The organism is Anoxybacillus sp. B2M1, assembly GCF_001634265.1.
In the GTDB taxonomy this organism is placed as follows: Bacteria; Bacillota; Bacilli; order Bacillales; family Anoxybacillaceae; genus Anoxybacteroides; species Anoxybacteroides rupiense.
This window is the reverse complement of record NZ_CP015435.1, coordinates 1417903-1431826: the sequence shown is the minus strand read 5'-3', so window position 1 is coordinate 1431826 and position 13924 is coordinate 1417903. Positions and strand designations below refer to the sequence as shown.

The window sequence follows — 13924 nt, the reverse complement described above, 5'->3', positions numbered from 1 at the left end:
ATTAATCGAAGTCTTTGTACTTGCAACAAAAAAAGGACTATATAATCGGACAGCATCATACGATAAAGTGATGGGATCTTTGACAAAGAGGAGGGGATAGGATGGACCGTCTTGATCCGTATGGCATGTTTTCTGCCTATGTACCGGGATTTACTGAAATGTTAATCGATTATCATGACAGGGAAAATAGTGAAAGAAACCAAGAAATGGAGAATATATGGCGCATGATTCGTCCGAAGCTGCAGTCGCTATATGCGAAGCTGCAACAATATTATGTTCCGCGCAATATATCACGCTATATGTTTCGTGTCATTGTCCAAACAGCGTTAGATCATAAGGACCATGTGGAAGGAACAATGGATCAAAAGATTGAGCAGCTGTTTCAGCTAACTAGAAGAAACTCCCCTTGGTTGTTTACTGTGTTGCAGGCGTATCGCGTTCCGGAAAATGAAATCGAGCAAATCGTAAGATCCATCATTCGTTTGGTGCTAGAGAATATCGGATATAGGCCGGAACAGGATTGGAGCGCGTGGGAAAGTTTAGGAGGAACATTAACATCAGGACCGGCTGTGGCGTCTTGGGGACGAGATCGGCTGGATGTATTTGCAAGAGGTGAAAGGCATCAATTGCTCCATAAATGGTGGGACGGTGTGCGTTGGAGCGATTGGGAAAATCTCTCCGGTACATTAACTTCCTCTCCAGCTGCTGTCTCATGGGGGGAAAATCGCATTGATGTATTTGGTCGCGGGCCAGAACGGCAGCTTTTGCATAAATGGTGGGACGGTGTACGCTGGAGTGAATGGGAAGACTTAGGAGGAGTGTTAAGCTCAACTCCTGCGGTGGCATCATGGGAAGCCAATCGGCTGGATGTGTTTGTGCGCGGCGAGGATCGTCATCTGTATCATAAATGGTGGGACGGTGTGCGTTGGAGTGAATGGGAAAACTTGGGCGGCATTATTACATCCGCTCCCGGAGCTGTTTCATGGGGAAAGCAAAGAATTGATGTATTTGCGAGAGGAGCAGAGCGGCAACTTTTGCATAAATGGTGGGACGGCGTGCGCTGGAGTCATTGGGAAGATCTGAAAGGTATTCTTACTTCGAGCCCAGCAGCGGCATCTAGAGGAAAAAACCGCTTAGATATTTTTGCGCGCGGTGGGAATCATGAACTTCTTTATAAATATTGGGATGGCGCGCATTGGAGCGAGTTTCTTCATCTTGATGGAAGGCGTATTACATCTGAACCCGCTGCTATTTCATGGGGAGGAAATCGTCTCGATGTTTTTGCGCGTGGAGAGCGTAACGAATTGCTTCACCGTTGGAAAAGATGACGAAAAAACACGCTGGCTATGATTACCTAGCCAAGCGTGTTTTTATTTTTGTAAAACTCATTCAAGAAATGAAAAGAGTATGATACAATGATGGGCGATGTATCGATGAACGGGGGAAATCAAGAATGATTTTCATGATTAAGCCTCTCATTGTCAATATTACGATTTTGCTCTCATTAACATTTAATGCGAATTTATTTTTCCCTTTTCGGGACCGTCTGACTTTAACGATGCGGCAGCAAGCCATTTATGGGCTATTTGCTGCGTTTGCTGCCATGCTGTGTATGTTTTATCCAATTGAGACCCTAGGGGAGACACATTTTGATTTTCGGATGATCGTCATTTTAATTGTGACGCTATATATTGGCTGGCCGGCCGGAGGCATATGCACATTGATTGTGGTGATTACGCGTCTGATTATTGGCGGCTCTTTTGCCGGAATCGGAGTGCTTGTTTCCGTTCTTTCGTTTATCACTGCTTGGTTATTTCGGCCTTTTTATTGGAAAGCAAAAAATAAATTATGGCATGCATTAATGATTGTGATGCTGTATTTTCTTTTGTATTTTACGATCATTGTTCAAACGGTTTCATTTTTGAATTGGGAATTTTATAGTACGTATTTTGCCATGTTTTTGGCGACTTACCTGTTGATTATTGTTTTAATTGAACGCTTAATTGTGTATAATCGCCAATTTGATGAGATGGTATATATGGATAAGCTGACGATGGTCAGTGAAATGGCGGCATCCTTTGCTCATGAAATTCGCAATCCGATTACGACGGTCCGCGGGTTTGTGCAATTGCTGCAAAAGGATGCTGGAAATTCACAATTAGAGCAATTTGCTCCCCTTATTCTAGAGGAGCTAGATCGGGCAAATAAAATCATTACGGATTATTTAAAATTGGCAAAGCCGGCTGATTTTCGCTTGCAGCCGATTGATTTAAGTGAAGTGCTGCGTGACTGTGTGGACTTGCTTCGCCCGTTAGGAGCGTTTGCCAATGTGTCTATCGAATGGGAGAATATTGAAAAATGTTACGTCTGGGGAGACGAGCAATATTTAAAGCAATCATTTTTAAATATTATCAAAAATGCGATTGAAGCAATTGATAATGGCAGCGGAAGTGTCTTTATTACGACACAATCTCTTATGCAGCAAAAGACTGTCAAAGTAGTGATTGAAGATAACGGAAAAGGAATGACAGAGGAGGAGTTAAAAAAGATTGGTCTTCCCTATTACACAACGAAGTCAAAAGGAACGGGGTTAGGGAGCATGATTTCCAATCGCTTAATCCGTGAAATGGGAGGAACCGTTCATTATATGAGCCATCCCGGAAAAGGAACGCGCGTAGAGATTACATTGCCTTTAATGAAATAAGACAAACCGTCTCAGTCATATGATAATATAAAGCAGCTATACGGAGCTCATGATGTTTTTCGACGGTCAGGTAGCTACACGATGAATGGCTTCATAGATTCATGAATGGGTCTGACAGCGGGAGTATTTGGACCTTCGCTATACGAGTGCGTGACCAATGCCAGTCTGCAAATATACCTTTGAGCGTCGATTTTCCAGATCTTCGTTCCATCGTTGCATTTTTCGTATAGAAAAAAGTGCAGAGAGAAAGGAATGAGAGAAATTATGGCGAGAACGGTTTGGGGAGTTGATTCCGCGGCAACAGTGACAGATCAATCGTTTTATTGCGTGAAAAATGAGCTTGGCTATCCAAAATTTTGGGGGCGTTACTTAGTAGAGGTGCCGAATGTCTCTGATGGATTAACAGCTCAAGAAATAGCTCGGCTACATAGCTATGGTATAAAAATATTGCCGATCTACAACGCTTTTCGCCAAGCAACAGGATATGCCAACGGACAAGTCGTTGCACGCAATGCAGTATTTCATGCGCGTCGGCTTGGGATTCCAAAAAATAAAATGTTGTTTGCCAATATTGAAGATTTTTTTGCTGTTGATGAGGCATGGATTCGCGCTTGGGTGGAAACGCTTCAGCCTACTGGCTATCGTCCTGGATTTTATGCAGATCCATCCAAAGGGGATTTCTCTGCAGCTTATTGCGAAGCAGTACAAAAAAATAACCAAGTGGCTGTTCAATCCGTTATTTGGAGTTCAGCACCGAGACCCGGAACGACATCCGAGCAAAAAGCTCCGAAATATTCTCCGGCTTCGCCAAATTGTAAAGCGAATGTATGGGCCTGGCAATACGGACGGGATGCCGAAGCATGTCCTGTCGACACCAACCTAGCTGACCGCCGATTGCTTGATTTTTTATATTAGAAAAGCTGCCGATAAGAAGGCAGCTTTATTTTTTAGAGAGGAATTTATAAAGAAAAAGGTTTCTTATTTGCTTAGGAAAAAATATAATAAAATTAGGACATTATACGAGGAAGGACGTTATCGAAGATGAATGAAAAACGGGAGATTTTGTTAGAAAGCGGAACCAATGAATTGGAGATTGTCGAATTTTTAATCGGTACAAACCAATTTGCTATTAATGTGATGAAGGTAAGAGAAATTTTAAATCCTGTCCCCATTACAAAAGTTCCCCATTCTCATCCTAATATAGAAGGAATTATCGAATTGCGGGGAGAGGTGCTTCCCGTTATTGATATGGCCAAGGCACTCGGCTTTCCTCCATCGGAAACGCCTCAGCAAGATAAATTTATTGTTGCTGAGTTTAATCAGCAAAAAGTGGTATTCCATGTACATAATGTTACTCGGATTCATCGAATTTCTTGGAGGCAAATCGAAAAGCCTTCCCAAATGTATCAAGGACTTGATGGTCAGGTAATCGGGGTTGTTAAGCTTGAAGGCAAAATGATTTTATTGCTTGATTTTGAGAAAATGGTGGTGGATATTAACCCGGAAACAGGGATTAACGTACAGCAAGTGAAAAAACTTGGAAAACGGGAACGCTCGAATAAAAAAATCGTGGTTGCCGAGGATTCCCCGCTTTTGCGTAAACTGTTGCATGACACGCTTGCTGAAGCAGGTTATGTGCTTGTTGAATTTTTCGAGGATGGAGAAGCAGCCCTTCATTATTTACAAGCAATTGTGAAAGAAGGGAAAGACATTGAGCAGGAAGTGCAGCTTGTGATTACTGATATTGAAATGCCGCAAATGGATGGACATCATTTGACGAAAAGAATCCGCGAGGATGAAAAACTCAGCAAGCTTCCTGTTATCATTTTCTCGTCGCTTATTACCGATGATTTGCGTCATAAGGGCGAAAAAGTTGGAGCGACGGCGCAAGTCAGCAAACCAGAAGTGGGCGAGCTTGTGAAAGTAATCGATAAATATATTTTATAATTCGTGGTGACAGATAAAACCGATTCATTTGCTGTCCTTGTCCTGGATAGAATGGCGGTTTTGAGCCTCCTGTTACCGTTGGACAGTCTCTGCAAAAGGCTGTCCATTTTTTTATGTAAATGCTATTTTTAAATATGAAAAGCCTTAATGGTTCACGATGATCGGAAACAAGGGGCTTCTCGTCTAAAAGCAGGATGAATTTCATATAAAGATACAAACGAGATAAGATTCCTCTTTTGCAAGGAACAACTGACCGATCGATAAAGTGCTGAGGCCTTCATTAGAATAAGGGATAAAAGCAGGGGATTGATGAAAAATAAAAAAGAAAGGGACAAAAAAGATGGCTGTAAGAGAAACGGTTGAATGATAAAGTGTATTTGCTTGTTCACGAACCGAAATGACAGAAAAGAATAAGAATAGAAAAATGAGCGCCGGTTGCCGAAGGCGAGTAAACCCGACAACCGGCGCGAGCAAAAGCGCGTCTCGTTTTGCTTATTCTGAAATGACCAGATTTCAAAGAGAGAGGCTCCATTCCATCCTTAACGTTCACCGAGCCGTTTAAATACCGGCTTTTGGTATGTTCTTGGCGAAGGTTTGTTAGCTGGTGTTTCACTGATGCCGGCATATGACTGTAACAATGATTTGGCTTGCGACAGCGGCATTTTTGCGACAGGATTGCGATAAACGCCATTTAAGGCCCCTAAGTGCGGAAGAGTTGCGAAGTCTTCTTTTGTCGGAGGAATATGAAAATAATAGTTGCCGACAGCGACAAGAACGTCAGATTGCTGTTGGCTGTTGCGCGGATTCGGCGAGAAATGAAGACCCACCTTTTTGGCTTTGCCCTCACTAATCAGCTTCTCAATCGTCTTTTTCTTTAACAGATATAAAAAAGATGGATTTAATGCTGTTTTCGCATGGCGATTAACAGTGAAAATCGCTTTCGCTAAGTTATCTATCGTTGGTTCTAAACTCTCCATGATTCGTCTCCTTTTCAATAGGCTTGTCTAGTACTTTTATTATACAGCATGAACATTTGTTTGCAACATATGATATGATTAATGAAAAATAAACGTAAGGATGAACAAGCATGAAAGAAAAGTACGGAATCATTGATATCGGATCAAATACGATTCGTTTAGTGATTTATGAACGGCAAAAAAGCGGTCGGTTGCGTGAAGTTGAAAATGTAAAAGTGGTGGCAAGACTTCGCAGCCATTTAACAGAAGACCAGATGTTGGCGGAATCGGGCGTGTCGCTTTTATTAAATACACTGCAAAGCTTTCAGGAAATTACCCGCTATCATCGTTTAGAACGCGTCAAATGTGTGGCTACCGCTACGATTCGCCAGGCGAAAAACCAAAAAGAAATCGCTGAATGGATAGAAGCAAATACGGATTTTTGTATTCGGGTACTTACTGAAGAGGAGGAAGCCTATTACGGGTTTCTTGCCGTCGTTAATTCTACGCCCATTTCTGAAGCGATAACAATAGATATTGGCGGCGGTAGCACAGAAATCACTTATTATAAAGACAGGCAACTATATGAATTACACAGCTTTCCGTTCGGAGTTTTGTCATTAAAGCAAAAGTTTGTGGCGGGTAACGTTCCAACAGATGAGGAGTTAGAGCTTCTTGCCGAATATGTAGAAGAGCAATTTCACTCTTTGCCATGGCTGCTGCAAAGAAATGTTCCTATTGTTGCTATGGGGGGAAGTGCTCGAAATGTGGTACAAGTTCATCAACTTATGTGCCGATATCCGCTTGCTGGTGTTCATCAATACGAAATGAAACGAAAGCACCTGCTAGACGTTCGAAAGCTACTAACCTCACTTCCATTTGAAGACATTCAAAAATTGGAAGGTTTATCCAAGGATCGTGCGGATTTAATGATTCCTGCATTGGAGGTTTTTCGTGTACTGTATGATGTCGTAGAAGCTTCTTCGTTTGTGTTGAGCAGAAAAGGCTTGCGCGATGGCATTTTTTATGAAGAATTCACTCAACCGTTTGGGACTAGAGTATTTCCCAACGTTCTCCAAGAAAGCTTTTTCGAATTGGCACAGGATTATGATATTCGCTTAGACGATGTGGAATATGTGTCCCATCTTCTTTCGCAAATGGTGGAACAAATTCGTTTGCTTCAATTATACCCGTTGACAGATGAAGATGTGCGGGATATGAAATGGGCTGCACGGGTGTTTTATTTAGGGCAGTATATTGATGAAGAATCAAGCAGTCAGCATACATTTTATTTATTGGCCAATCGAACCATTGATGGATTGATGCATAAGGACCGCGTAAAGCTTGCCCTTATGGCTTCTTACAAAAATAAACCGTTATTTAAACAGTATATTGCTCCGTTTAGCAGTTGGTTTACGAAAGAAGAACAAAAGCGCATTCGCTTTCTTGGGGCTCTTTTAAAATTTGCTTATAGCCTAAACGATACGAAGCGAAAGATTGTTCAGCAAATTAGATGGTCTGAGCAGAGCGACACCATTATCATGAACATCATTTGTAGCGGAGATTTTCGAGCAGAGGAGTACCAGGCGGAAAAAAATAAAAAACATATCGAAAAAATACTCAAACGCCCGATTGAATTGCATTTTCAGCAAAATGAATAAGGAAGGGAAGCACGATGGAGCTAAATAATCCAAATTATTATAATAATCGCGAATTAAGCTGGCTTGCTTTCAATAAACGTGTGTTGCAAGAAGCATTTGATGAGAGAAATCCATTGCTTGAACGATTAAAATTTTTAGCGATTTTCAGTTCGAATTTAGATGAATTTTTTATGGTGCGTGTAGCCGGCTTAAAAGATCAAGTAAAGGCGGGATTTAATAAACCTGAAAACAAAGCGGGGCTGACGCCGAAGCAGCAGCTAAACAAAATTTCCGAAAAAGTATATGAGCTAGTAGCTGCTCAATATCGGTTTTATAATGAACAGCTTTTGCCCATGTTAAAAGCAGAGAAGATTTACTTGGCAGCTATAGATGAATGGACGGAAAAGCAGAGGGAGTTTTTGCAGGCGTATTTTACTGAACGGATTTTCCCTGTTTTAACTCCAATGGCCGTGGACGCGTACCGTCCGTTTCCGATGCTGCTGAACAAAAGCTTAAATTTAGCAGTTGTGCTTGATGCTGAAGAAGAGGAGGAAAGACGAAAATTAACGATTGTTCAGGTCCCCTCTGTGTTAAATCGCTTCATCCGTCTCCCATCGGAATCTGACCGCTTTGTATATGTGTTGCTCGAGGATGTCATTACGGCTCATATTCAAACGTTATTTACTGGATATGATGTGATTTCAGTGACTCCATTTCGCATTACGCGCAATGCCGATTTGACGATCCATGAAGAAGGTGCGCGCGATTTATTAAAAGAAATTGAAAAAGAGCTAAAAAAACGAAAATGGGGAGCTGCTGTTCGTCTGGAAATAAGAAAGGACGGGTTTGATCCATTTATTTTAAATTATTTATTAGAGGAATTAGAAATTGGTCATGATGACCTATATGAAATCGACGGACCGCTTGATTTGACCTTCTTTTACCGCTTTTATCAAGAACTATCTTTATATAAAGAGCATTTGGTATATGAGGCGCTTATTCCGCAGCCCCCAAGAGATTTGGATTCTGGGGAGGACATTTTTGAAAAAGCGGCGGAACAGGATATTTTGCTTCACCATCCTTATGAATCATTTGAACCCGTCATCGATTTTGTATCGGAAGCGGCAGATGATCCGCAGGTGCTCGCCATCAAGCAAACATTGTATCGCGTCAGCGGTGATTCTCCCATTATCGAAGCCTTGAAGCGGGCAGCGGAAAATGGCAAGCAAGTAACGGTTCTTGTTGAGTTAAAAGCTCGTTTTGATGAAGAGAATAATGTGCAATGGGCCAAAGAACTGGAGAAATCAGGATGTCATGTCATTTATGGCATTACGCATTTAAAAACACATAGTAAGATCACCCTGATTGTCAGGCAGCGAAATGGGAAAATCGAGCGCTTTATTCATTTAGGTACAGGAAATTATAATGATGCGACAGCTAAACTGTATACCGATTTAGGTCTCATAACATCCAACCGTGAATTTGGCGAGGATGCTACGAATTTTTTCAACTATTTAAGCGGATATATGGAAAAACCTCATTTTCACTATCTATCCGTTGCTCCATTCGATATTCGCCGCCAATTTATTCACCTCATTGATGAGGAGATTCGCCTGCATCGTCAACACGGAAATGGACGTATTATTGCAAAGATGAATGCGCTGACAGATAAAGAGCTGATTATGAAGCTGTACGAAGCTTCACAAGCAGGGGTGAATATTGATTTAATTGTTCGCGGAATTTGCTGCCTTCGCCCGGGCATCCCGGGAGTTAGTGATCGCGTTCGTGTCCGCAGTATTGTTGGTCGGTTTCTTGAACATAGCCGAATTTACTATTTCCAGCATAATGGAGCGGAGAAAGTGTTTCTATCATCAGCTGATATGATGACGCGTAACATGGATAAACGAGTGGAAATTTTATTTCCGATTTTAGCCGATCATTTAAAATCAAGAATTGTGGACATTTTGTCTATCTTGCTTGCGGATAATGTGAAAGCTAGGGAGCAGGATAGGTATGGTGAGTATCATTATGTGAAAAAAGCGAAGGGGGAACGGGAAATTGATAGTCAATTGTGGCTATTTAATTTAGCCTATCGCGTCAAAGAAGATGAAGAATAGAAAGAGGAAGGTGGATAAACCCGTGATACTAGTTGAGGATGATGAAGCAACGATGGTCCATACTGCTTGAATTCTCAACCTTAAATCAGTGCATCAACCATCCGACGCCGACGATGGTTGATGCTTTAATGTAAAGATTGTTAATTCAGGAGGAGTTAAAAAGCGCAATGGCATTCGAGTTGTGCCTAGGCCTCGATTGACATAAAGCCTCATTTTCCCCACCTCATAAAATCCTTCATAATACTGAATGGCCAGTGGAGGTGTGATCAGAGGACCGATGAAAGGAAGCTGGATCTGGCCGCCGTGACTATGCCCTGATAACTGCAGATGGACAGGGTAATGCGCTGCTTGAACGGCTCCATCTGGTTCATGCAATAATAAAATGGTATAGGTAGATGGAGGAATTTGTTGAAAGGTTTGTTCAAAATGCGGGCGGCCAAGCATTAAATCGTCCATGCCCGCAATCGCGATTTTGCTTTTATCGACGAGCTGGATGATCGCATGTTCGTTCACAAGCATACGAAATCCGGCCCGATTCATAATATTTCGGTATAAATCCGTTCCATAACCTCCATGATCGTGGTTTCCGTAAATGGAGAACTTCCCAAACGGAGCACGAATTCTGGAAAGGATAGGAATAATTTGATGAGCATGAGGATATTGATTAGGAGCATCGATCAAATCCCCAGTAAAAACAACCAGATCTGGCTTGATATCGTTTATTTGGCTAACAAGCTGGTTCAGCCGCTCGAGTGAATAATAATCTCCGAGATGTGTGTCGCTAAATTGTACAATCGTCATACCATCGAAGCTCTTGGGGATTAATGGATGAGTAATTGAATGTTTACTGATGGTCAGCCGGCTTGGTTCGATAAAACGAGCGTAGTAATACCCGAAGGAAGCGATAAACATGCCTCCGAGCAGGGAGCCAATACTTTTTTTGAGAAATGTTCTTCTGTTCATTTGTGGCGTGGTTTTCATGAATTATCTACGTCCTTTCCTCATTATTTATATTATAAATAGAGAATCAAAAACAGAAAAGTAATAGATCAAGCTCAGCTTTTCATTGGTTGTCTCTTGCAGGTAAAAAATATCGGCTTTTAGTAGTGGAAACGGCCGACTTGTCTTTCGGACGCGGACCGTTTCCCAATCGTTTGTTTTATTTTCAAGCGATATGGATATAGATCAATAAAAATGTTAGAAAATTATGTATATTTATAGTAAAATAAAAATGAATGAATAATCAGTCAGTAATTTAAGGGGGAGAAAATGTGCAGGGAAAAGTGATTATTGTAACAGGCGCGTCCAGCGGAATGGGAAAATATATGGCCAAGCGGTTTGTGGAAGAGGGAGCTCGTGTTGTGATCACAGGAAGGAGATTGGAGGCGTTAGAAGAGGTAAAAAAGGAAATAGAGACCGCGGAAGGAATGGTGTTGCCGATTCAAATGGATGTGCGTGAACCTGAACTCGTCGCCGAAATGGTTCAGCGCACGGATGCGGAATTTGGGCAAATTGACGCATTAATTAATAATGCAGCAGGAAATTTTATTTGTCCAGCTGAAAAGCTATCAATTAATGGATGGAATAGCGTGATCAACATTGTGCTGAACGGAACATTTTATTGCAGTCGAGAAATAGGGAATTATTGGATCAATAAAAAAGCAAAAGGCACCATTATTAACATGGTTGCTACATATGCGTGGAATGCCGGTGCTGGCGTTATCCATTCGGCGTGCGCGAAAGCTGGCGTGTTAGCGATGACGCGCACACTTGCTGTAGAATGGGGCAGAAAATATGGGATTCGTGTGAATGCAATCGCTCCTGGTCCGATTGAACGAACAGGAGGAGCGGAAAAGCTTTGGGAATCCGAGGAAGCAGCGAAGCGAACATTGGCAAGTGTGCCGCTTGGCCGGCTTGGAACACCTGAAGAAATTGCTGGACTTGCTGCTTTTTTGCTTTCAGATGAAGCCGCTTACATCAATGGGGAATGCATTACAATAGATGGGGGGCAATGGCTAAACCAATATCCGTTTTAATTGATAAAAGAAGGCGGTTTCAATTATAGGAAACCGCTCTTTTTTTTAAGGCTATCCATGAACGAATAAACTGCTGCTTGTTGACTTGATGTGCTTTTTTTCCCCAGAGAGGATCGTTGATATAAACAAAATCTGAATCAAAACCGACAAGAACAACCACATGCAAATCGAGCGGTGTACGAATCGTTTGCCCACCGTGCTTCCAGCTTTCCCAACGATCTGGAAGGCGATAATCTCCTGTTGTCCAAACAACAACGGGATGGCCATTGGAAACGTACCTAAGCAGCTCAGTGAAAGGTTGTCCAGTTAAATTAACGGCACGTTCTGGCAGATATTTTTCCATCAGCTCTACAATCGGTTCATCAAACACGGCATAACCGCTCGATTTTCCAGTCATATCTCCAACAAATCCGTCTGCCGGATTTCCCCATGAAATGATGTTTCCATGTCGATCCCTTATTTTCGGATCTAAATCCTTTTTTATTTGTTTGGCTAAGGTCAGTTTATCTACTTGGACTCCTGCATATTGCAGCACCATGGCTAAGCTTGTTACCTCACATCCATATTTCAACTCAGGAACTTGCTTAATTAACGGTACATGAAGAATCACTTTTTCGGGATTTTGTACCGCTTTCGGCTCATAACGGAAATGAGGGTTTTCTGCCTCTTTTGCCAAATGGGACGGAGGTGCTGCTTTTTTCTCTTCATTTGAGCAGCCAAGCAGCATAAAAAACGCTATTTCCATATAAAGATAGTTCATGTTCATCACCTAATCCAATCGAAATTCACTTTGAAGCAGTATATGATCTGAAACAGATATGAAGCTGAAACGAATGATAAACCTTATCATGCGAGCCTATATATTGGTATTGAACACATCCATTCGTTTGTTGTCTTTATGCTGTGTAATATGAATGAACAATATGTGTGAAAACTTATGGTTGGAAGGTAAGTCATCGACCTCCTTCGATCAAGCTAAACCGTGCCGTCGAAATCGGCTCATTCCTTTTTGGCATGGGAGACACATGTTGAGACATCAAGTTGTATTGATATAGTTACAAACAAACTTTTCTGCCTCTTCCCTTAAACAGGAGCGCCAGCGAGCAAAGGGATTGGCCCGCAAAAGCGTTCACTGTTCGAAGAGCGCATGCCTTAAAGCATGTTCGGACGGCATCCATTGATTATAGTATGGCAACGATTTTTTTCTTTATGAGGTAGGGGAATCGTGTGGTATAATATGCAAAATGACGAGTGCAAAAAGAGGTGAGCAGCATGGATGCGTTAGATATTGTAACTAATTTGCAACGCGTCATCCCGTATTACCAAGCGATCTTTAGCGCTGATGAACATCGCGTCATCGGCTATGAAGTATTAGGCAGATATCGCTCTGAGGATGGAATTGTAAGCTTAGGCCCTTTTTTTCATGACGAAGCCATTCCGGAGGAATTTCGCTTAGAAGTCGATGAAGTCGTAACAAGAAAGGCGCTTGACCATTTTTTATTGAATGATGACCATTCGCTGCTTATTTTTCTTAATCAAGATGCTAATTTATTGATGATGGATCGGGCAGAGTCATTTTTATCTTTATTGTTTCAATATAAAGAGAAGGGCTTGTCCTTAGATCGTATTGTGCTGGAAATTAACGAGCCGTTTTTTAAAGGAGACTTTAATCAGCTTAGTCATTTATTAACCTATATTCGTACATACGGGATTCGCGTGGCTCTCGATCATATTGGGGAACACAGCAGCAATCTTGAGCGCATTAGCCTATTGGCGCCAGATATATTAAAAATGGATTTGCATGAACTGCGAAAAACCTCGAGCAGCTACTCCTATCAGGATGTGCTTTATTCGATTTCTTTGCTTGCCCGCAAAATGGGGGCTACTCTTTTGTATGAGGATATTGAAACCTCTTTTCAGCTGCAATATGCTTGGCAAAATGGCGGCCGTTATTATCAAGGGTATTATTTGGCTGAACCGCAGTCTGCGTTGCTACCGGCTGATTTTCTAAAAGACCGTTTGCGTCAAGAGTGCCACGGATTTATTCAGCTGGAAAAGAAAAAACTGCAAATACTATACAATATTTCCGAACAGTTTCAACAGAGAATCACAGCACTGCTTGCTAAGTATAAAAAAACAGCAAGTTTTGATGAACTCATTTCGTGTCTAGCTGCTGAGCTGAGCGATGTATGCTTTCGCATCTATGTGTGCGACGAGGATGGATTTCAAAAATCAGCAAATATTTTCAAAAAGAATCGTGTTTGGGAACTGCAGCCGGAGTACTATATGAAGAATTGGAGTTGGCGTCCATATTTTTTAGAAAATATTGTGCGTATGCGTTCACGTAAAAGGGGCATTTTATCAGACTTGTACGGAGATATCGAAACAGGAGAGACGATTCGTACGTACTCCTATCCGATTGATGAGTGCCACTACTTGTTCATTGATTTATCTTATAGCTATTTATTTGAGCACGATGCTCATTATTAGTATTGAATAAAATATAGGGGAAATGGGGGAAAGT

General features: G+C 41.7%; 11 protein-coding genes. 8 read left to right on the top strand and 3 right to left on the bottom strand.

What is annotated here, in order from left to right:
* The first annotated feature begins 101 nt into the window (after nt 1-101).
* The 4 genes from GFC28_RS06905 to GFC28_RS06890 all read left to right on the top strand — a co-directional run bounded on the left by GFC28_RS06905 (nt 102) and on the right by GFC28_RS06890 (nt 4651).
* Nucleotides 102-1328 carry a PLL family lectin gene (locus tag GFC28_RS06905; RefSeq protein ID WP_044746672.1) on the top strand — a complete coding sequence of 409 codons (1227 nt, stop codon included), beginning with the start codon at nt 102-104 and terminating at the stop codon, nt 1326-1328.
* Between the two features lie 125 nt (nt 1329-1453).
* Nucleotides 1454-2704, top strand: a complete 1251-nt coding sequence (locus GFC28_RS06900; RefSeq protein ID WP_044746671.1) for an ATP-binding protein — start codon at nt 1454-1456, stop codon at nt 2702-2704.
* A 264-nt stretch (nt 2705-2968) separates the two neighbouring features.
* Complete coding sequence (locus tag GFC28_RS06895; protein ID WP_044746670.1) at nt 2969-3619, top strand: glycoside hydrolase domain-containing protein; 651 nt, start codon at nt 2969-2971, stop codon at nt 3617-3619.
* Between the two features lie 126 nt (nt 3620-3745).
* Nucleotides 3746-4651 (top strand): chemotaxis protein, encoded by a 906-nt coding sequence (locus GFC28_RS06890; RefSeq protein ID WP_044746669.1) that lies wholly within the window; start codon nt 3746-3748, stop codon nt 4649-4651.
* Nucleotides 4652-5190: 539 nt separating this feature from the next.
* Here GFC28_RS06890 and GFC28_RS06885 read toward each other — a convergent pair.
* The gene (locus tag GFC28_RS06885; protein ID WP_044746668.1) at nt 5191-5628 is read right to left on the bottom strand and encodes a YkyB family protein; all 438 of its coding nucleotides are present in this window, start codon (nt 5626-5628) and stop codon (nt 5191-5193) included.
* A gap of 110 nt (nt 5629-5738) precedes the next feature.
* Between GFC28_RS06885 and GFC28_RS06880 the strand changes: the two genes are divergently transcribed.
* Entirely contained in the window at nt 5739-7268 is a 1530-nt protein-coding gene (locus tag GFC28_RS06880; RefSeq protein WP_044746667.1) for a Ppx/GppA family phosphatase, read from the top strand.
* A 14-nt stretch (nt 7269-7282) separates the two neighbouring features.
* Entirely contained in the window at nt 7283-9364 is a 2082-nt protein-coding gene (locus tag GFC28_RS06875) for an RNA degradosome polyphosphate kinase (RefSeq protein WP_044746666.1), read from the top strand.
* Nucleotides 9365-9457: 93 nt separating this feature from the next.
* Here GFC28_RS06875 and GFC28_RS06870 read toward each other — a convergent pair whose 3' ends face one another.
* Nucleotides 9458-10345 (bottom strand): metallophosphoesterase, encoded by an 888-nt coding sequence (locus tag GFC28_RS06870; protein ID WP_044746665.1) that lies wholly within the window; start codon nt 10343-10345, stop codon nt 9458-9460.
* Nucleotides 10346-10635: 290 nt separating this feature from the next.
* Between GFC28_RS06870 and fadH the strand changes: the two genes are divergently transcribed.
* Complete coding sequence (gene fadH, locus GFC28_RS06865) at nt 10636-11400, top strand: 2,4-dienoyl-CoA reductase (RefSeq protein WP_044746664.1); 765 nt, start codon at nt 10636-10638, stop codon at nt 11398-11400.
* 19 nt (nt 11401-11419) lie between these two features.
* Here the strand turns inward: fadH and GFC28_RS06860 are convergent, their stop codons facing one another.
* On the bottom strand, nt 11420-12160 hold the full coding sequence (locus tag GFC28_RS06860; protein ID WP_044746663.1) for a C39 family peptidase: 741 nt from the start codon (nt 12158-12160) through the stop codon (nt 11420-11422).
* Nucleotides 12161-12672: 512 nt separating this feature from the next.
* Between GFC28_RS06860 and GFC28_RS06855 the strand changes: the two genes are divergently transcribed.
* A complete protein-coding gene (locus GFC28_RS06855; RefSeq protein WP_044746662.1) occupies nt 12673-13890 on the top strand; it encodes an EAL domain-containing protein in 1218 nt (405 codons plus the stop codon).
* The last annotated feature ends 34 nt before the right edge of the window (nt 13891-13924 follow it).

Excerpts from the sequence above, each read along its gene's own strand:
- GFC28_RS06905 (WP_044746672.1), top strand. The coding sequence starts at position 102 with ATGGACCGTCTTGATCCGTATGGCATGTTTTCTGCCTATGTACCGGGA.
- GFC28_RS06900 (WP_044746671.1), top strand. The coding sequence starts at position 1,454 with ATGATTTTCATGATTAAGCCTCTCATTGTCAATATTACGATTTTGCTC.
- GFC28_RS06895 (WP_044746670.1), top strand. The coding sequence starts at position 2,969 with ATGGCGAGAACGGTTTGGGGAGTTGATTCCGCGGCAACAGTGACAGAT.
- GFC28_RS06890 (WP_044746669.1), top strand. The coding sequence starts at position 3,746 with ATGAATGAAAAACGGGAGATTTTGTTAGAAAGCGGAACCAATGAATTG.
- GFC28_RS06885 (WP_044746668.1), bottom strand. The coding sequence starts at position 5,628 with ATGGAGAGTTTAGAACCAACGATAGATAACTTAGCGAAAGCGATTTTC.
- GFC28_RS06880 (WP_044746667.1), top strand. The coding sequence starts at position 5,739 with ATGAAAGAAAAGTACGGAATCATTGATATCGGATCAAATACGATTCGT.
- GFC28_RS06875 (WP_044746666.1), top strand. The coding sequence starts at position 7,283 with ATGGAGCTAAATAATCCAAATTATTATAATAATCGCGAATTAAGCTGG.
- GFC28_RS06870 (WP_044746665.1), bottom strand. The coding sequence starts at position 10,345 with ATGAAAACCACGCCACAAATGAACAGAAGAACATTTCTCAAAAAAAGT.
- GFC28_RS06860 (WP_044746663.1), bottom strand. The coding sequence starts at position 12,160 with ATGAACTATCTTTATATGGAAATAGCGTTTTTTATGCTGCTTGGCTGC.
- GFC28_RS06855 (WP_044746662.1), top strand. The coding sequence starts at position 12,673 with ATGGATGCGTTAGATATTGTAACTAATTTGCAACGCGTCATCCCGTAT.